General features: G+C 72.2%; 10 protein-coding genes. 4 read left to right on the forward strand and 6 right to left on the reverse strand.

Going from position 1 to position 18,938, the window contains the following annotated elements; genetic code table 11:
• Window positions 1–112: 112 nt before the first annotated feature.
• From GCL84_RS18035 to GCL84_RS18045, 3 genes are all read left to right on the forward strand, one after another.
• Entirely contained in the window at window positions 113–3,853 is a 3,741-nt protein-coding gene (locus GCL84_RS18035) for an ABC transporter ATP-binding protein (protein WP_156756655.1), read from the forward strand.
• Between the two features lie 466 nt (window positions 3,854–4,319).
• On the forward strand, window positions 4,320–8,093 hold the full coding sequence (locus GCL84_RS18040; RefSeq protein WP_156756656.1) for a multifunctional oxoglutarate decarboxylase/oxoglutarate dehydrogenase thiamine pyrophosphate-binding subunit/dihydrolipoyllysine-residue succinyltransferase subunit: 3,774 nt from the start codon (window positions 4,320–4,322) through the stop codon (window positions 8,091–8,093).
• Between the two features lie 69 nt (window positions 8,094–8,162).
• Window positions 8,163–8,342 carry a DUF6104 family protein gene (locus tag GCL84_RS18045; RefSeq protein ID WP_156756657.1) on the forward strand — a complete coding sequence of 60 codons (180 nt, stop codon included), beginning with the start codon at window positions 8,163–8,165 and terminating at the stop codon, window positions 8,340–8,342.
• Here GCL84_RS18045 and GCL84_RS18050 read toward each other — a convergent pair whose 3' ends face one another.
• Window positions 8,343–9,329 carry an aldo/keto reductase gene (locus tag GCL84_RS18050; RefSeq protein ID WP_156756658.1) on the reverse strand — a complete coding sequence of 329 codons (987 nt, stop codon included), beginning with the start codon at window positions 9,327–9,329 and terminating at the stop codon, window positions 8,343–8,345.
• 72 nt (window positions 9,330–9,401) lie between these two features.
• Between GCL84_RS18050 and GCL84_RS18055 the strand changes: the two genes are divergently transcribed.
• Window positions 9,402–12,164: an NACHT domain-containing protein gene (locus GCL84_RS18055; protein ID WP_156756659.1), complete on the forward strand. Its 2,763-nt coding sequence runs from the start codon at window positions 9,402–9,404 to the stop codon at window positions 12,162–12,164.
• Here GCL84_RS18055 and hutI read toward each other — a convergent pair.
• Genes hutI through hutH form a run of 5 tightly spaced genes read right to left on the reverse strand, consistent with a single transcriptional unit; the run spans window position 12,109 to window position 18,899 of the window.
• A complete protein-coding gene (hutI, locus tag GCL84_RS18060; protein ID WP_156756660.1) occupies window positions 12,109–13,260 on the reverse strand; it encodes an imidazolonepropionase in 1,152 nt (383 codons plus the stop codon). The two genes, GCL84_RS18055 and hutI, sit on opposite strands and share 56 nt — an antisense overlap.
• On the reverse strand, window positions 13,257–14,534 hold the full coding sequence (locus GCL84_RS18065; RefSeq protein WP_156756661.1) for a formimidoylglutamate deiminase: 1,278 nt from the start codon (window positions 14,532–14,534) through the stop codon (window positions 13,257–13,259). Before GCL84_RS18065 ends, hutI begins: the two co-directional genes overlap by 4 nt.
• Complete coding sequence (locus GCL84_RS18070) at window positions 14,531–15,712, reverse strand: allantoate amidohydrolase (protein ID WP_156756662.1); 1,182 nt, start codon at window positions 15,710–15,712, stop codon at window positions 14,531–14,533. The genes GCL84_RS18065 and GCL84_RS18070 overlap by 4 nt, the downstream gene beginning before the upstream one ends.
• Window positions 15,709–17,364, reverse strand: a complete 1,656-nt coding sequence (gene hutU, locus GCL84_RS18075) for a urocanate hydratase (RefSeq protein ID WP_156756663.1) — start codon at window positions 17,362–17,364, stop codon at window positions 15,709–15,711. The genes GCL84_RS18070 and hutU overlap by 4 nt, the downstream gene beginning before the upstream one ends.
• Window positions 17,361–18,899, reverse strand: coding sequence for a histidine ammonia-lyase (gene hutH / locus GCL84_RS18080; RefSeq protein WP_156756664.1), 1,539 nt, complete (start codon window positions 18,897–18,899; stop codon window positions 17,361–17,363). The genes hutU and hutH overlap by 4 nt, the downstream gene beginning before the upstream one ends.
• Window positions 18,900–18,938: the final 39 nt, after the last annotated feature.

Genomic DNA, 18,938 nt, shown 5'->3' on the forward strand with positions numbered 1-18,938 from the left:
TGGTTCGCTGTCGCGCCAAATCATCCACAGGCGGCGGGCGGTTCCTGTCGGGTTGTCCACAGGGGCGGTCGACTGGTCACCAAGTGTCGGTCCACGCGCCTAACCTGACGACGTGCCCGAGAAACCCTCCCCAGGCTGGATTCGCCGCCTCTGGGTCGCGTGCTGGAAGCACCGCGGCCTGGTCCTGGCGTCCCTGGCGGCGTCCGTGGTCAGCGTCGGCTTCCAGGCCGCGGGGCCGCTGTTGATCAAGTTCGTGGTCGACGACGCCGTCGCGGGTCAGACCGAGCGGCTGACCTGGCTGGTGGCGGCGCTGGTCGGCATGGAGCTGCTGACCTTCGGGGGCGCGTTCCTGCGCCGGTACCTGGGCGGGCGGCTGGCCCTCAACGTCCAGCACGACCTGCGGCAGGCGGTGTTCGGCGCGGTGCAGCGCCTCGACGGGGGCAAGCAGGACGCGCTGCGCACCGGGCAGGTGGTGTCGCGTTCGATCACCGACCTGCAGTTGGTGCAGGGCTTGCTGATGATGGTGCCGATGTCGGTGGGCACGGTGGTGTTCGCCGTCGCGGCGCTGGCGGCGATGCTGTACCTGTCGCCGCTGCTGACCCTGGTGGCGCTGGTGGTCACGCCGGTCGTCGCCTACACGGCGGCGCGCAGCAAGCGGACGCTGTTCCCCGCGACGTGGTCGGCCCAGCAGCGGGCCGCCGACCTGGCCCAGCACGTCGAGGAGGCGGTGACCGGCGTCCGGGTGGTGAAGGGGTTCGGCCAGGAGGCGCGCGAGGTCGCCCGGCTGGAGAAGACCGCGCGCGAGCTGTTCGGCGAGCGGATGCGCGCGGCCAGGCTGACCTCGCGCCCGGCGGCGACGCTGGTGGCGATGCCGTCGGTGGGGCAGGTGGCCGTGCTGGCGCTGGGCGGGTACCTGGCGCTCAACGGGCAGGTCACCCTGGGCACGTTCCTGGCCTTCGCCAGCTACGTGGCCAACCTGGTGGGCCCGACCCGGCTGCTGTCCAGCCTGCTGATCAACGCGCAACTGGCGCGGGCGGGCGTGGAGCGGGTGCACGAGCTGATCGACTCGCAGCCGGACGTGGTCGACCGGCCGGACGCGCGCGCGGTGCCGGACGGGCCGGTCGAGGTGGAGCTGGACGCGATCACCTTCGGGTACACCCGCAGCGAGCCGGTGCTCTCCGATGTGTCGCTGCGCGTTTCGCCGGGCGAGACGTTGGCCTTGGTCGGCACGGCGGGGTCGGGCAAGTCGACCGTGTCCCTGCTGCTGCCCCGGTTCTACGACGTGCAGGCCGGGGCTGTCCGGGTCGGCGGGATCGACGTGCGCGACCTGCGGCTGGAGTCGTTGCGGACCACCGTGGGGGTGGTGTTCGAGGAGGCGTTCCTGTTCTCCGACACCATCCGCGCGAACATCGCCTACGGCAGACCGGGCGCCACGGCGGCCGACGTGGAGGCGGCGGCGCGGGCGGCGCAGGCGCACGGGTTCGTCAGCGCCCTGCCCGAGGGCTACGACACGGTCGTCGGCGAACGCGGGCTCACGCTGTCCGGCGGGCAGCGGCAGCGGGTGGCGCTGGCCAGGGCCCTGCTGTCGGACCCGAGGGTGCTGGTGCTCGACGACGCGACGTCCGCTGTGGACACCGCGACCGAGTCGGCCATCCACGACACGCTCCGGGAGGTCACCGCCGAGCGGACCACGCTGCTGGTGGCGCACCGGCGGTCGTCGCTGGCGCTGGCCGACCGGATCGCCGTGCTCGACGGCGGGCGGTTGGTCGACGTCGGACCGCACGCGGAGCTGGTGGGGCGGTGCGAGCTGTACCGGTCGCTGCTGGCCGGGCCGGAGGACACCCTCGAGGCCCCGCAGCGCCGCGACGTCGATGAACTGGCGCCCGGCGAGGACGGGACGACAGCACGGCTCTGGCCCGCGCACGTCGAGGAGGAGCCGACCGCGGGCGGGGCGCGCGCGGCGGCGCAGAGCGGCGTCGGCGGCCCGGGCTCGCAGGCATCGGCGCTGGGCGGGATGCCCGCCACCGAGGACCTGCTGGCCGACGTGGCCGCCCTGCCACCGGCGAGCGAGCGGCCCCGGTTGGCCGGGGAGGACCCGAGAGCGCCCGACCCGGGGTTCCGGCTGCGTGGGCTGCTGCGCCCGGCGCGGGTGGCGCTGCTCGGGGTGCTGGCCCTGGTCCTGCTTGACGCGCTGGTCATCATGGCGCTGCCCGCGATGTTCCGGCAGGGCGTTGACGCGGGCGTGCTCACCGGGACGCAGGGCGCGCTGTGGGTGGCCACCGGGGTGGCCGCGCTGCTGGTGGCCGTGCAGTGGGCGGAGACGGCGGCGACGACCGTGCTCGCCGCGCGGGTCGGCGAGCGGCTGCTGTACGTGCTGCGGGTGCGCAGCTTCGCGCACCTGCAGCGGCTCGGGCTCGACTACTACGAGCGCGAGATGGCCGGGCGGATCATGACCAGGATGACCACCGACGTCGACGCGCTGTCGACGTTCCTGCAGACCGGCCTGACCTCGGCGGCGGCCAGCCTGCTGACGGTGCTGGGGGTGACGGTGGCGCTGCTGGTCACCGACGCGTCGCTGGCCTGGGTGGCGCTGCTGGTGCTGCCGGTCGTGATCGTCGCGACGGTGGTCTTCCAGCGGCTGTCGTCGACGGCCTACGCCCAGGCCAGGGAGCGGGTCAGCGCGGTCAACGCCGACATGCAGGAGAACGTGTCCGGGCTGCGGGTCGCGCAGGCCCACACCCGCGAGGGTCGGTCGGCGGAGGCGTTCGCCGAGCGCAGCGACGCCTACCGGCGCAGCAGGCTGCGGGCGCAGCGCTACATCGCGACGTACTTCCCGTTCGTCAGCATGCTGTCCGGGTTGGCGCAGGCCGCCGTGCTGGTGGTGGGCGCGACCCGGGTCGCCGAGGGGACGCTGTCCCCGGGGGTGCTGCTGGCCTTCCTGCTCTACCTCGGGCTGTTCTTCGCCCCCGTCCAACAGCTCTCCAGCGTGTTCGACGGCTACCAGCAGGCCAGGGTGGGCCTGGTGCGCATCGCCGAACTGCTGCGCACCCCCACCTCGGTCCCCGCCGCCCAGGACCCGGTCCCGGTGCCGGAACGCCTGCGCGGCAAGGTCGAGCTGCGCGGGGTCACCTTCCGCTACCCGGGCACCGAGACCCCCGCCGTCAGCGGGCTGTCGCTGACCGTGGAGGCGGGGGAGACGGTGGCGCTGGTCGGCGCGACGGGGGCGGGCAAGTCCACCGTCGTCAAGCTCATCGCCCGGTTCTACGACCCGACCGAGGGGGCCGTCCTGGTCGACGGGGTCGACCTGCGCTCCTACGACCTGTCCGCCTATCACGGCCGCCTCGGTGTGGTGCCCCAGGAAGCGCACCTGTTCACCGGGGACGTGGCCCGCAACGTCGCCTACGGGGACCCCGACGCGGGCGCGCCGCGCATCGAGGAGGCGGTGCGCGCGGTGGGCGCCCTGGACATGGTGGCCACGCTGCCGCACGGTTTCCGGCAGCCCGTAGGCGAGCGCGGCCAAGGGCTCTCCGCGGGCCAGCGCCAGTTGTTGGCCCTGGCGCGGGCCGAGCTGGTCCGCCCCGATGTGCTGCTGCTCGACGAGGCCACCGCCGCGCTGGACCCGGCGACCGAGTCCACCGTCCTGGCCGCCAGCGAGCGGCTCGCCCACCGGCGCACGACCTTCGTCGTGGCGCACCGGCTCGCGACCGCGGCCAAGGCCGACCGGATCGTGGTCTTCGACCACGGCCGGATCGTCGAGCAGGGCACCCACGCCGACCTTCTGGCCAAGGATGGCGCCTACGCCCACCTGTGGCGCCTCGGGACCGCCCAGCCCACCCCGCAGGAGGCAGGCTGACAAGCACCCTCATTTACCCCGTTGCGCGGGTGGTCAAACCTGCCGCAGGTCGCCCAGAACCCACCGCTCGGCGACCCAGGGGTCCGAATCGTGCCGAGAAACGGACTTATCGGATGGCGAACGGCCGCTACCGACGCGCGGCGGGAAGCCGAACAGCTCAAGCACGCTAGACCGTCTTCCGTAGCACGCCGTACTCCGGCGCACCCCTCGACGGACCGTGTGACACAGGACCACTTGACCGGTCCCACCACACAGAACACCCCGCCTGTCCGGAGATAACCGCCCGTCGCTCATGATCGGCCGCTCGTCGGCGTGACGGCCCACTGGATCGTGTACTGAACCGATGCAGGCCATGAGGTGGCTCACGGGTACCAGGTTGATTCCCGTTTGGCAGTACCCGAGGACTAGCCTGGCGGGAGTTGTGCTCATTACCAGATCGAGAGATGGATAGAGGCGAGAGCCAGCCGTGTCCAGCAGCAGTCCCGCGTCACAGTTCGGTGCCAACGAGTGGCTCGTCGAGGAGATGTACGAGCAGTTCCTCGCGGACCCGCAGTCGGTAGATTCCGCGTGGCACGATTTCTTCGCGGACTACAAGCCCACCCCGCGCGCCGCCGGGTCAGCGCAGGCCGAGGCGGGGAGTGACACGGCGCAGGCCGCGACCACGACGACCGCCACCAGGCCCAAGCCCCCCGCCGCCGAGAAGGCCGCCACGCCGGAGCGGGCGGCGTCCGACAAGGCCGCCTCCGACAAGGCCCCGACCAACGGCTCCGCGCCGAAGGCGGCGGCCAAGCAGGCCGACAAGCCCGCGCCGCCGGTCACCAAGCCCGCGCCGTCGGCCAAGCCGGACGCCCCGTCCAAGGCGCCCGCCGCCGCGGCCGCGAAGGCCTCCTCCGGGCAGGGCGCGGAGCACAAGCCGCTGCGCGGCCCGGCCGCGGCCATCGCCAAGAACATGAACGCCTCGCTGACGCTGCCGACGGCGACGAGCGTGCGGGCGATCCCGGCCAAGCTGCTGGCCGACAACCGCATCGTGATCAACAACCACCTCAAGCGGACCCGGGGCGGGAAGGTCTCCTTCACCCACCTCATCGGCTTCGCCATGCTGCGCGCGCTGCAGGCGTACCCGAACATGAACCGGCACTACGCCGAGGTGGACGGCAAGCCCTCGGTCGTCACCCCCGAGCACGTCAACTTCGGCCTGGCGATCGACCTGCCCGGCAAGGACGGCTCGCGCAACCTGGTGGTCGCCTCCATCAAGGGCAGCGAGGACATGACGTTCTCGCAGTTCTGGCAGGCCTACGAGGACCTGATCCGCAAGGCCCGCGGCGGCGCGCTGACCGCGGACGACTTCTCCGGCACCACCATCTCGCTGACCAACCCGGGCGGCATCGGCACCAACCACTCGGTGCCCCGCCTGTCGGTGAACCAGGGCACGATCCTGGGCGTCGGCGCGATGGAGTTCCCGGCCCCGTTCCAGGGCGCCAGCGAGAAGACGCTGATCGAGATGGGCATCAGCAAGATCATCACGCTGACGTCCACCTACGACCACCGGATCATCCAGGGCGCGGAGTCCGGCGAGTTCCTGCGCGAGATCCACCGCCTGCTGCTGGGCGAGGACAACTTCTACGACGACATCTTCACCTCGCTGCGGATCCCCTACGAGCCGATCCGCTGGACCGAGGACCTCACCCTCGATGGCGTCGACAAGACCGCCAGGGTGATCGCGCTCATCGACGCGTACCGCACCCGCGGCCACCTGATGGCCGACACCGACCCGCTGAACTACCGCCAGCGCAAGCACGCCGACCTCGACGTGCTCTCGCACGGGCTCACGCTGTGGGACCTCGACCGCGAGTTCTCCGTGGGCGGCTTCGCGGGCAAGGAGCGGATGAAGCTGCGCGACGTCCTCGGCGTGCTGCGCGACTCCTACTGCCGCACCGTCGGCGTCGAGTACACCTACATCCTCGACCCGGCCGAGCGGCTCTGGATCCAGAACCGCGTCGAGGTGCCGCACGAGAAGCCCGCCGCGGCGGTGCAGAAGTACGTGCTGTCCAAGCTCAACGCGGCCGAGGCGTTCGAGACGTTCCTGCAGACCAAGTACGTCGGGCAGAAGCGGTTCTCGCTCGAGGGCGGCGAGTCGGTCATCCCGCTGCTGGACACGGTCCTGGACAAGGCAGCCGAGTTCGAGTACGACGAGGTCGTCATCGGCATGCCGCACCGCGGCCGCCTCAACGTGCTGGCCAACATCGTCGGCAAGCCGATCGCGCAGATCTTCCAGGAGTTCGAGGGCAACCTCGACCCGGGCCAGGCGCACGGCTCCGGCGACGTGAAGTACCACCTGGGCGCGGAGGGCAAGTACTTCCGCATGTTCGGCGACGGCGAGACCCGGGTGGCGCTGACGGCGAACCCGTCGCACCTGGAGACCGTCGACCCGGTCCTCGAGGGCATCGTCCGCGCCAAGCAGGACCTGCTCGACAAGGGCGGCGAGGGTTTCACCGTGCTGCCCGTCGCGCTGCACGGCGACGCCGCGTTCGCCGGTCAGGGCGTGGTCGCCGAGACGCTGAACCTGTCGCTGCTGCGCGGGTACCGCACCGGCGGCACCGTGCACGTGATCATCAACAACCAGGTCGGCTTCACCACCGCCCCGGAGAACTCGCGCTCGTCGCAGTACGCGACCGACGTGGCGAAGATGATCCAGGCTCCGGTGTTCCACGTGAACGGCGACGACCCGGAGGCCTGCTACTGGGTCGCCCGGCTGGCGATGGACTACCGCCAGGCGTTCAACAAGGACATCGTCATCGACCTGATCTGCTACCGCCGTCGCGGGCACAACGAGGGCGACGACCCCTCGATGACCCAGCCCGGGATGTACGACGTCATCGACACCAAGCGCTCGGTCCGCAAGGGCTACACCGAGTCGCTGATCGGCCGCGGCGACATCTCCGTCGAGGAGGCCGAGAAGGCGCTGCGCGACTTCTCCTCGCAGCTCGAGCACGTGTTCAACGAGGTGCGGGAGCTGGAGAAGCACCCGATCTCGCCGAGCCCGTCGGTCGAGTCCGAGCAGCAGGTGCCCGCCAAGCTGGCCACCGGCGTCAACCGCGAGGTGCTCGAGCACATCGCCGACGCCCACATGGACCTGCCCGAGGGCTTCAACCCGCACCCGCGGGTCAAGCCGGTGCTGGAGCGCCGGGTGAAGATGGCCCGCGAGGGCGGCATCGACTGGGCGTTCGGCGAGCTGCTGGCGTTCGGGGCGCTCAACCTCGAGGGCCGCATGGTCCGGCTGGCCGGTCAGGACTCCCGGCGCGGCACGTTCACCCAGCGGCACGCCGCGGTGATCGACCGCAAGACGGGCAAGGAGTACCTGCCGCTGCAGAACCTGTCCGAGGACCAGGGCCGGTTCATGGTCTACGACTCGGCGCTGTCGGAGTACGCGGCGCTGGGCTTCGAGTACGGCTACTCGGTGGCGAACCCGGACGCGCTGGTGCTGTGGGAGGCGCAGTTCGGCGACTTCGTCAACGGCGCGCAGTCGGTCATCGACGAGTACATCTCCTCGTCCGAGGCCAAGTGGGGCCAGCTCTCCGACGTCGTCGTGCTGCTGCCGCACGGCCACGAGGGCCAGGGCCCCGACCACACCTCGGGCCGCATCGAGCGCTGGCTGCAACTGTGCGCCGAGGGCTCCATGACCGTGGCGGTGCCCTCGACCCCGGCGAACTACTTCCACCTGCTGCGCCGCCACGCCCTCGACGGCGTGCAGCGCCCGCTGGTGGTGTTCACGCCGAAGTCGATGCTGCGCAACAAGGCCGCGACCTCCCCGGTCGAGAACTTCCTCGAGGGCACCCGGTTCGAGTCGATCATCGACGACAGCGCGGTCGACCCCGCGGGCGTCAGCAAGATCCTGTTCGTGTCCGGCAAGCTCTACTACGAGCTGGTCGCCGAGCGCGAGAAGCGCGGGGTCACCGACACCGCCATCGTGCGCGTCGAGCAGCTCTACCCGGTGCCGGAGCGCAAGCTGGGCTTGGTGTTCGAGCGCTACTCCAACGCCCAGGACGTGCGCTGGGTCCAGGAAGAGCCCGCCAACCAGGGCTCGTGGCCGTTCTACGGCCTGATCCTGCCGGAGCTGTTCCCGGACCGCCTCTCGCGCATCACGCGCGTGTCGCGCAGGCCGATGTCGGCCCCGTCGGCCGGGTCGAGCAAGGTGCACGAGCTGGAGCAGCGGGCGCTGATCGCCAAGGCGTTCGACTGATCTGGAACACTGCGGAACCGCCGGGGCGTGCTCGCCCCGGCGGTTCCGCCGTTCTCTAGGGAGTTCACGTTGTACTTCACCGATCGCGGCATCGAGGAGCTGGAGGAGCGCCGCGGCGAGGAGCAGGTCAGCCTGTCCTGGCTCGCCGACCGGATGCGCGCCTTCGTCGACCTCCACCCCGACTACGAGAACGCCGTGGAGCGCCTGGCCACCTTCCTGGCCCGCGACGACGACGATCCCGAGGACTGATCACCAGGCGTAGGCCTCCGGAGCGGGCTTGGAGCCCTGCGGCCCCGGCGCCGGGAACAGCTCGTCCAGCTTCGCCAGCACCTCGTCGTCCAGCGTGGTCTCCAGCGCCCGCAGCGCCCCGTCCACCTGCTCGACCGTCCGCGGCCCGATGATCGGCCCGGTCACGCCGGGCTGGGCCAGCACCCAGGCCAGCCCGATGTCGGCCGGGTCCTGCCCGCGCGCCTCGGCCAGGTCCTCGAACGCCCGCAGCGCCTCCCGGTGCTTGGCCACCCCGCTGGCCGCCCGCTCGGAGTTCCCCCGCGACCCGGTGCCCTCGCGCCCCTTGCGCAGCACGCCGCCGAGCAGCCCGCCCGCCAGCGGGGACCAGGGGATCACCCCGAGGCCGTAGTGCCGCGCGGCCGGGAGCACCTCCAGCTCGGCGAACCGGTTGAGCAGGTTGAAGATCGACTGCTCGCTGACCAGGCCGAGGAACCCCCGCTGCCGCGCCGCCTCCTGGGCCTGCGCGATGTGCCACCCGGCGAAGTTCGACGACCCGAAGTACAGCACCTTCCCCTGCTGGCGCAGCACGGAGAAGGCCTCCCAGATCTCGTCCCACGGGGTGTCCCGGTCGACGTGGTGCATCTGGTAGAGGTCGATGTGGTCGGTCCGCAAGCGCTTCAACGACGCGTCGGCCGCCCGCCGGATGTTGAGCGCCGAGAGCTTGTTGTCGTTGGGCCAGTCCCCCATCGGCCCGTACAACTTGGTGGCGAGGACGGTCTTGTCCCGCCGCCCACCACCCAGGGCGAACCAGCGCCCGATGATCTCCTCGGTCAGCCCCTTGGTCCCGCCGTACACGTTCGCCGTGTCGAAGAAGTTGATCCCGTGCTCGTGCGCCTGATCCATGATCGTCCGGCTGTCCTCCTCCGAGGTCTCCGGCCCGAAGTTCATGGTCCCCAGCACCAACCGGGAAACCGACAGCCCACTGCGTCCGAGGTTCGTGTACTCCATGCCTCCAACGTAACCCCGGAGCCGCTCCAGGTCGGTGTACCGTGCCTCATTCCAAATCGAGGGGGACCTAACTTGATCAAGGAGATCGGCGCCGCGGCGACCGTGATCGCCGGGGCGGTGGGCACCGCGGCGGCGTGGGGCCCGATCGCCGGGACGCTGGTGGGAGTCTGCGGGGCGGTGAGCGGGGTCGCGGCCAAGGTGTGGAAACGCCGCGAGGCCCGGGTGGTCGACCGGCTCGACAGGATGACCCGCCGCTACGCGCACACCTACCGCGAGTCCGTGCTGGCGGGTCTTCGGTTCATAGACCTCAAGGGGCTGGCCACCCTGGGCGTGGCCACCCCGGAGCTCGACGAGGTCTACGTCCAGGTCAGTCTGGTCCCCCAACCCGCACACCAGGTCGGCGGCGGCCTGATCGCGCACGTCGGCGCGGCGGCCAGGCACGACATCGGCGACTTCCTCGACCAGGACGCCCCGGCGCTGCTCGCTGTCATCGGCACCCCCGGCAGCGGCAAGACGACCCTGTTGCGCCACACCGCCCGCCGCATCTGCACCGACCGCGGCCGCAAACGCCGCATCCCGGTCCTGCTCTACCTCCGCGACCACATCGACGCGGTCACCAGGGGCGTCGCGCTGCCCACCGTCGTCGCGGGCACCCTGCGCGACGAAGCGGCCCGCGTCCCACCCGGCTGGTTCGAGCAGCGCCTGCGCGCGGGTGACTGCGTCGTCCTGCTCGACGGCTTGGACGAGGTCGCCCGCCGCGAGGATCGGTTGACGGTGTCGTCCTGGGTCGAGCACCAGGCCCGCACCTACCCGGACAACGACTTCGTCCTGACCTCGCGCCGCGGCGGGTACGAGGAGGCCCCTGTCGAGGGCGCACGCATCCTCGCCACCCGCCCTTTCACCCCCGGGCAGGTCAAGGAGTTCGTCCACACCTGGTACCGGGCCAGCGAGCGCATCACCACCGGCACGGTGGGCGACGATGTCGACCGTGCAGCGGCGACAGCGGCGGAGGACCTGCTGAGCCGCCTGCGTGACGCCTCCGACCTCGACGAGCTGACCGCCAACCCGCTGCTGCTGACGATGATCGCCAACGTGCACAAGTACCGGGGCGCGCTCCCCGGCCGCCGCGTGGACCTCTACGCCGAGATCTGCCAGGTCATGCTGTGGCGCCGCCAAGAGGCGAAACGCTTGGACAGGGCCATTCCCGGCGACCGGTTGGAGGGCCTGCTGCGGGCCTTGGCGCACCGCCTGATGGTCGAGGGCGTCCGGGAGCTGCCCAAAGCGGCAGTCGTCGAGACCTTCACCCCGTTGCTGCGCCGCGTCTCCACCCAGATGACCGCCGAGGATGTCGTGGCCGACGTGTCGTCGAACGGCCTGCTAGTCGAGCGCGAGAACGATCGCTACGCCTTCGCGCACCTGACGTTCCAGGAGTACCTGACCGCGGTGCACATCCGCGACAAGGCACTGGTGGCACTGCTCGTCGAGAACGCCGACAACCCGTGGTGGCGCGAAACGACCTTGCTCTACACCGCCCTGGTGGACGCGGACGAGGTTGTGCGCGGTTGCTTGGCGCGGGGCACCGTGCCCGCCCTAATCCGCGCCTACGACTGTCTGGAGGACGGCGCCGACTTGGACGCGACCCTGCGCGCCGACCTGTGGGCGATGCTCGACAGCGCCCAGGACGGACGTCTCCCCCTGGACCAGCTGAGGCTGGTCGCGGGTGTGCTGCTCAGCCGCTACCTGCGCGACGCGGTCACGTTGCCCAGCGGGGCTCGATTGTGCCGATCGCCTGTCCCCGCCAACCTCTACCGGCTCTTCGAGCTGACTACCGCAGGAGTGACCCGCATGGCGCACAGCGCCGGCCCGGTGATCGGTATCGGCGACCAGCAGGCCGCGCAATTCTCCCGGTGGGCGGAGAGCACCCTCGGCGAGGGCATTCGGTTCCCCAGCATGCGCGAACTCGCCCGACCCGAAGCCGGGTGCGTGGCGGACAAGGACGTGTGGACGACAACCGGGTTGCGCAACGGCCACCCCGGCGAGCACCCGCACTGGGTGACGCAGTCAGCCCTGACCCCGATCCTCGAAACCGATCTGGTCAGGCTGATCCCGTTGATCGCCGCGGTGGACGTCTGGAGCGCCCTCGTGTACTTGAGCGAGTCGCCAGACGACACCGCGCAGCACGTGCGGCTCTTCCGGGCCAGCAAGTGGGGTGTGTTCCACCGAACTCCGATGCCCAAGTCGAGGTTGACCGCCGACGAGGCCCGGATGTGGGCCGACCGGTGGCGGGGCGAGATCAGGGTGATGCTCCACCGCTTCCCGCCCGTGGTCTTCCTGGACGCCCGTGGGCCGGTGGGGATTCTCAGCACCTACGTGGGCAAGGCCCTCGCGGAAGCCTACGAGAAGGCCACCGCGCACGCGGACAAGAGGGCCTTCACGGACTCACTGCTGAACTGCCTGCCCTTCACCCAGGGGGAGCGGGTGATGAACCCGGGGTCGGTGCTGCCCAGGTGGAACCGGGTCAAGAGCCTGCTGGCCGAGTGGTCGGGCATGCCGCCTTGGGCGCAGCACGCGAGTCGTGAGCTGCGCCGCGCGAGTGTGGTCTTGCAGTCGCCAGGCAAGCTGCACCGCGAGGCCGCGTCGACGATCAGGGTCATGGCAGTCTGCCTCGCGGGCGAACGGGGGCTGGTCGAGCAGCACACGGCAGCATCATTGGAAGAGGTCATCTACGGGGCGACCATGCTCCACGAGCGTGCGGAGAGCAGGCGGCGCAGAAGCGAGGTCATCGTGCTGGTACAGGACGCAAAAGAGTCCCTTTTCGCCAGACCGCCCAGGTGAGGGGGACGCCGGGGCGGTAGGCGAGGTGGGTGGCGCTGGGGGCGTCGAGGACTTGCAGGTCGGCGCGGGCCCCGGGGATGAGGTGGCCCAGGTCGGGGCGGTGGAGGGACAGCGCCGGGGTTCGGGTGGCGGCGGTGAGGGCTTCGTCGATGGTCATGTGCATCTGGAGGACGGCCGTGGCGACGCAGTAGGGCATGGAGGTGGTGTAGGAGCTGCCGGGGTTGCAGTTGGTGGCCAGGGCGACTCGGGCGCCTGCGTCCAAGAGGGCGCGGGCGGGTGGGAGGGGTTGGCGGGTGCTGAGGTCGCAGGCGGGGAGGAGGGTCGCGACGGTGGTGGAGCTGGCGAGAGCGTCGATGTCCTGCGCGGTGAGGTGGGTGCAGTGGTCGGCGGAGGCGGCGTGGAGTTCGACGGCCAGTTGGACGCCGGGGCCGGGGGCGAGTTGGTTGGCGTGGACGCGGAGGCCCAGGCCCGCGGCAGCGGCGGCGGTGAGGACCTCGCGGGACTCGTCCGCGGTGAAGGCGCCGGTTTCGCAGAAGACGTCGGCCCAGCGGACGTGGGGGGCGACGGCGGTGAGCATGTCGCCCGCGGCGAGGGAGACGTAGTCGGGGGTGTCGGGAGGGGCGACGTGCGCGCCCAGGTAGGTGACCTCGTCGACCTGCTCGGCGGCGAGGCGGGCCAGGCGGAGCTCGTCGGCGACAGTGAGGCCATAGCCGGTTTTCGTCTCAAGGCAGGTGGTTCCTTGAGATGCCGCCTCGGCCACCAACCGGCGGAGGTTGGCGCGCAGCTCGTCGTCGGTGGCTGCGCGGGTGGCCTCGACGGTGGTCATGATGCCGCCCGCGGCGTAGGGCTTCCCGGCCATGCGCGCGCCGAACTCGGCGGAGCGGTCGCCCGCGAACAGCAGGTGGGTGTGCGAGTCGACCCAGCCGGGCAGCACCGCCCGGCCCTCGACGTCGACAGCCGTGTCGCAGTGGGGGGCGGAGGTGGCGGGGCCGACCCACTCGATCAGCTCCCCTTCCAGCACGAGGGCGGCGTTGTGCAGGGTGCCGAGGCCGCCTTGTGTTGTCAGCTCACCGATGCCGGTGATGAGGGTGCTCATGTCCACACCTGCGAGATCGCGTCCGCCAGAAGCCGCCCCACGTCGCCAAGCACGTGCTCACCGCCGCGCACCACGACCCGCCCGCCGATGACCACAGTGTCCACATCAGACGCCGAAGCCGACAGGACCGCTTGTTCTGGCAGCGATCCCGCTGTTCGCACCGAGTCCATCCGCACCGAGACGAAGTCCGCCACGGCGCCCGGGACCAGGCCGCCCTGCCAGCCCAGCGACGCGTACCCGGCCGTCGTCATGGCCGTCACCAGCTCTTGCGGACTCAACCGCCCGCGCGTCCCGCTGCGGAATCGCTCCCCGTGCTCCAACGCCCTGACCTCGGCGAACGGGTCGACCACGGCGTGTTGGTCGCTGCCGATCGACAGCCGCGCCCCGGCGTCGAGCAGCTCCCGCGCGGGTCCGTGCCCGTCGGCGAGGTCGCCCTCGGTGGTGGGGCAGAAGCAGGCGTTGTCGATCAGTACGAGGTCGGCCGGGGCCAGGTGGGTGGCGTGGACGGCGGTGGTGCGCGGGCCGAGCGCGCCCGCCTCGTGCAGGAGCTGCGTCGGGGTGCGCCCGTAGGCGGCCAGACAAGCCTCGTTCTCGGCGGGTTGTTCGGAGACGTGGACGTGCAACGGCCCGTCGAACTGGGCCACGACTGCCAGGTCTCCGCGTGGGACCGCCCGCACCGAGTGGATCGCCGCGCCGGTCCGAGCCATTTGCGGCGACTCAAGGACTGAGACACGGTCGAGCCAGGCCTGCGCTGTCCCGTCGGAGAATCGGCGCTGGACCGGGGACAGCGGCTCGCCGATTCCGCCCGCGAGGTAGCACGCGTCGAGCAGCGTCAGCCGCACGCCCGCCTCTCCCGCCGCCGCGATCAGCGCCTGGCCCATGGCGTTGGGGTCGTCGTAGGGGCCCGAAGCGCTGTGGTGCAGGTAGTGGAACTCGCCGACGGCGGTGTACCCGGCGAGGGCCATCTCGGCGTAGACCGCTCGTGCCAAGCGGAAGTAGGAGTCCGGGTCCAGCCGCGCGGCCAGCTCGTACATGCGCTCCCGCCACGTCCAGAACGTCCCGCCGTCCCCGTGGGTGCGCCCGCGCAGCACCCGGTGGAAGGCGTGGGAGTGCGCGTTGGCGATGCCGGGCAGGACCAGGCCCGGCAACGAAATCGCCCCATCGGGTGAACCCCGGCGAGAACTTTCCAGCACCCCGCCAGCGACCTCCAAGAGAACGCCCTCCTCGATCCCGGAAGGAAGCCACGCCCATGGCGCCCAGTACCTGGCTGTCACTGAGCCAGCTCCGCCAGCACGTCCGCCAGCGCTCGCGCGCCCTCGGCGCAGTCCGCCTCCTCGGCGAACTCCTCCGGCGCGTGGCTGACCCCGGTCGGGTTGCGCACGAACAGCATCGCCGTGGGCGCGTGCGCGGCGAGGACGCCCGCGTCGTGCCCGGCGCCGGTGGGCAGCACGGGGACGCCGCCGAGGGTGTCGACAAGTCGATCGCGCAACCCGACGTCGAAGGTCACGGGATCGCCGTAGGACTCCTCGGTGATCCCGACCGCGCAGCCCTCGTCGGCGGCGGCGCGGCACGCCGCCTCGGTGATGGTGGCGACGAGGTCGCGGGTGCGCGGGGTGTCGTGGGCGCGCGCGTCGAGCCAGAGGTCGACGCTGGACGGGATGACGTTGGTGCCGCCGGGTGTCGGGACCAGGCGGCCGACGGTGGCCCGGGTGTCGTCCACGGCGGCCCGTCGAGCCGCGAGCACGGTCGCGGCGGCGGCGACCATCGGGTCGCGGCGGTCGCCCATCATCGTGGCGCCGGCGTGGTTGCCCTCGCCGGTGAACCGGAACCGCCAGCGGCCGTGCGCCAGGATCGACGACGCCACGCCCACCGGCGCGCCCAGGTCGACCAGCCCGCGCCCCTGCTCGACGTGCAACTCGACGAACACCCCGATCCGCCGCAACGCGCCCCCGTCCCGCCCCAGCCGGGCCGGGTCGAACCCGGACGTCCGCACCGCCTCGGCCAACGAGACCCCGCCCGGGTCGGTCAACCGGCGCGCGGCGTCGGCGTCGAGCGCGCCGGTCAGCAGTCGCGACCCGAGGCACGCGCTGCCGAACCGCCCGCCCTCCTCCTCGACGAACACGACCACGGCGAGCGGCCTGCCCGGCGTGAAACCCCTGCCCCGCAACAGGTCGATAGCCCGCAAGGCGGCAACAACGCCCAGCGGCCCGTCGAACGCGCCGCCGCCCGGCACCGAGTCGAGGTGGCTCCCGGTCACCACGGCGGACTCGCCCGGGGGACCCCACCACGCCCACGTGTTTCCGTTGCGGTCGGTCTCCACGTCGAGCCCGCGCCGCTCGGCCTCCTCGGCGAACCACCGGCGCAGCTCCAGGTCCACACCGGAGAACCCGTGCCTGGCGAAGCCGCCCCGCCGGTCGACGCCGACCCCGGCGAGGTCCGCCAGGCCCGTCACGGGCGCGCCGGGATGGTCAGGCCGGACGTCCGCGCCACCTCGGATGCCCGGTCGTACCCGGCGTCGACGTGGCGCAGGACGCCCATCGCCGGGTCGTTGGACAGCACCCGCTCGATCTTGGCGGCGGCCAGCGCCGTGCCGTCGGCGACGGTGACCTGGCCCGCGTGGATGCTGCGGCCCATGCCGACCCCGCCGCCGTGGTGGATGGACACCCAGGTGGCGCCGGAGGCGGTGTTGACCAGGGCGTTGAGCAGCGGCCAGTCGGCGATGGCGTCGGAGCCGTCGGCCATGGCCTCGGTCTCGCGGTGCGGCGAGGCCACCGAGCCGCAGTCGAGGTGGTCGCGGCCGATGACGACCGGGGCGGACAGCTCGCCGGAGGCCACCATCTCGTTGAACCGCAGGCCTGCCAGGTGCCGTTCGCCGTGCCCCAGCCAGCAGATGCGCGCCGGGAGGCCCTGGAACTCGACCCGCTCGCCCGCGAGCGCCATCCACCGGGCCAGGGACTCGTTGTGCGGGAACAGGTCCAGGATCGCCCGGTCGGTGGCGGCGATGTCGGCCGGGTCGCCGGACAGGGCCACCCAGCGGAACGGGCCCTTGCCCTCGCAGAACAGGGGGCGGATGTAGGCGGGCACGAAGCCGGGGAAGTCGAAGGCACGTGCGCAGCCGCCGAGGTGGGCCTCGCCGCGCAGGGAGTTGCCGTAGTCGAAGACCTCGGCGCCCGCGTCCAGGAAGCCGAGCATGGCCTCGACGTGCTCGGCCATGGACTCGCGGGCGCGGTCGGTGAACTCGTCGGGCTTGTCCCGGGCGTAGTCGGCCCAGTCGGCGGGGTCGACGCCGCGCGGGAGGTAGGCCAGCGGGTCGTGGGCGGAGGTCTGGTCGGTGACGATGTCGACGTCCACGGCTCGGCGCAGCAGCTCGGGCAGGATCTCGGCGGCGTTGCCGATGACGCCGACCGAAAGCGCTTGCCTGGCGCGCTTGGCCGCGGTGACGCGGGCGATCGCGTCGTCCAGGGAGTCGGCCACCTCGTCGAGGTAGCGGGTCTCGGCGCGGCGGCGGGCGCGGGCCGGGTCGACCTCGACGCAGAGGGCGGCGCCACCGTTCATCGTGATCGCCAGGGGTTGGGCGCCGCCCATGCCGCCGAGCCCGGCGGTGACCGTGAGCGTTCCGGCCAGCGAGCCGCCGAAGCGCTTGGCGGCCACGGCGGCGAAGGTCTCGTAGGTGCCCTGCAGGATGCCCTGGGTGCCGATGTAGATCCACGACCCGGCGGTCATCTGGCCGTACATGGTCAGCCCGGCGGCCTCCAGCCTGCGGAACTCCGGCCAGGTCGCCCAGTCGCCGACCAGGTTGGAGTTGGCGAGCAGCACGCGCGGGGCCCACTCGTGGGTGCGCAGCACGCCGATGGGCTTGCCGGACTGCACCAGGAGGGTTTCGTCGGCCGCCAGGGTGGTCAGCTCACGGGTGATGGCCTCGAAGCTGGCCCAGTCCCTGGCCGCCTTGCCGGTGCCGCCGTAGACGACCAGGTCGTCCGGGCGCTCGGCGACCTCGGCGTCGAGGTTGTTGTAGAACATCCGCAGCGCGGCCTCGGTCTGCCAGTTCCTCGCGGTGAGCCGGGTGCCGCGGGCGGCGCGGACGGGACGGGGTCCGGGGGTCACAGGTGCCTCCTGGTGGCTTCCTCGGTGCGGCTGAGCAGGGCGCCGGAGCGGACCAGGGCCTCGGCGGCGGCGATCTCGGGGGCCAGGTGGCGGTCCGGGCCGGGCCCGGGGACGGTCTGGCGGAGCAGGTCGCGGGCGGCGCCCGTGGCCGAGGAGGGGGTGAGCGGGGCGCGCAGGTCCAAGGCGCGGGCGGCCGTGAGCAGTTCGACGGCCAGGACGGTGGTGAGGCCGTCGATGGCGCGGCGCAGCTTGCGGGCGGCCGACCAGCCCATCGACACGTGGTCCTCCTGCATGGCGCTGCTCGGGATGGAGTCGACCGAGGCGGGCGCGGCCAGGCGCTTGAGCTCGGAGACGACGGCGGCCTGGGTGTACTGGGCGATCATGTGCCCGGAGTCGACGCCGGGGTCGGCGGCCAGGAACGGGGGCAGGCCGTGCGAGCGGGTGGCGTCGAGCATCCGGTCGGTGCGCCGCTCGGCCATGCTGGCGACGTCGGCGACCGGGATGGCCAGGAAGTCCAGCACGTAGGCGACGGGGGCGCCGTGGAAGTTGCCGTTGGACTCGACCCGGCCGTCGGGCAGCACCACGGGGTTGTCGATGGCGGCGGTCAGTTCGCGGTCGGCGACGGTCTCCGCGTGCGCGAGGGTGTCCCGGGCGGCGCCGTGCACCTGGGGGGCGCAGCGCAGCGAGTACGCGTCCTGGACGCGGGTGTCCTCCGGGCCGCGGTGGCTGGCGACGATGCCGGAGCCCGCGAGGAGCGCGGCGATCCTGGCGGCGCTGACCGCCTGGCCGGGGTGTGGGCGCAGGGCTTGCAGGTCGGTGGCGAAGACCCGGTCGGTGCCCAGCAGCGCCTCGACGCTCATCGCGGCGGTCAGGTCGGCGGTGTCGAGCAGGGCGGCGAGGTCGGCCGCGGCGAGCGAGAGCATGCCGAGCATGCCGTCGGTGCCGTTGACCAGGGCCAAGCCCTCCTTCTCCGCCAGCACGACCGGGGTGATGCCCGCCCGGCGCAGCGCTGTGCCCGCGGGGAACCGATCCCCCTCGGCGTTGTGCACCTCGCCCTCGCCCATCAGCGCGAGGGCGATCGACGACAGCGGGGCGAGGTCGCCGGAGCAGCCCAGGGAGCCGAACTCGTGGACCACGGGGACGATCCCGGCGTTGAGCATCGCGGCGAGGGCCCGCGCGGTCTCGACGCGGACGCCGGTGCGGCCGGTGGCCAGGGTGCGCAGTCGCAGGAGCATCAGCGCTCGGACGACCTCCGGCTCGACCTCGGGGCCCGCGCCCGCCGCGTGCGAGCGGATGAGGGAGCGCTGGAGGTCGGTGCGGCGGTCCTGGGGGATGTGGCGGACGGCGAGGGCGCCGAAGCCGGTGGAGATGCCGTAGGTGGGGGTGGGGGCGTCGGCCAGCGCCTCGATGTGCGCGCGGGTGGCGGCGATCCCGGTCAGCGCCTCGGCGGTGAGCCGGACGGTCGCCGCGCCTCGGGCGACCGCGACCACGTCTGAGCGGGTGAGGCCGCCGCCGTCGATCAGGACCTGCTCCATGTGGTCCATGACAGCGGTGCGGCGGCCGTGGCACGAGGG

Origin of the sequence: Actinokineospora pegani, from assembly GCF_009745975.1 — a bacterium.
Taxonomy (GTDB): Bacteria; Actinomycetota; Actinomycetes; order Mycobacteriales; family Pseudonocardiaceae; genus Actinokineospora; species Actinokineospora pegani.

Bases quoted from the DNA above. Each gene is read 5' to 3' on its own strand.
- hutH (WP_156756664.1), bottom strand. From the start codon at position 18,899: ATGGAGCAGGTCCTGATCGACGGCGGCGGCCTCACCCGCTCAGACGTG.
- GCL84_RS18050 (WP_156756658.1), bottom strand. From the start codon at position 9,329: ATGGAGTACACGAACCTCGGACGCAGTGGGCTGTCGGTTTCCCGGTTG.
- hutI (WP_156756660.1), bottom strand. From the start codon at position 13,260: ATGAGCACCCTCATCACCGGCATCGGTGAGCTGACAACACAAGGCGGC.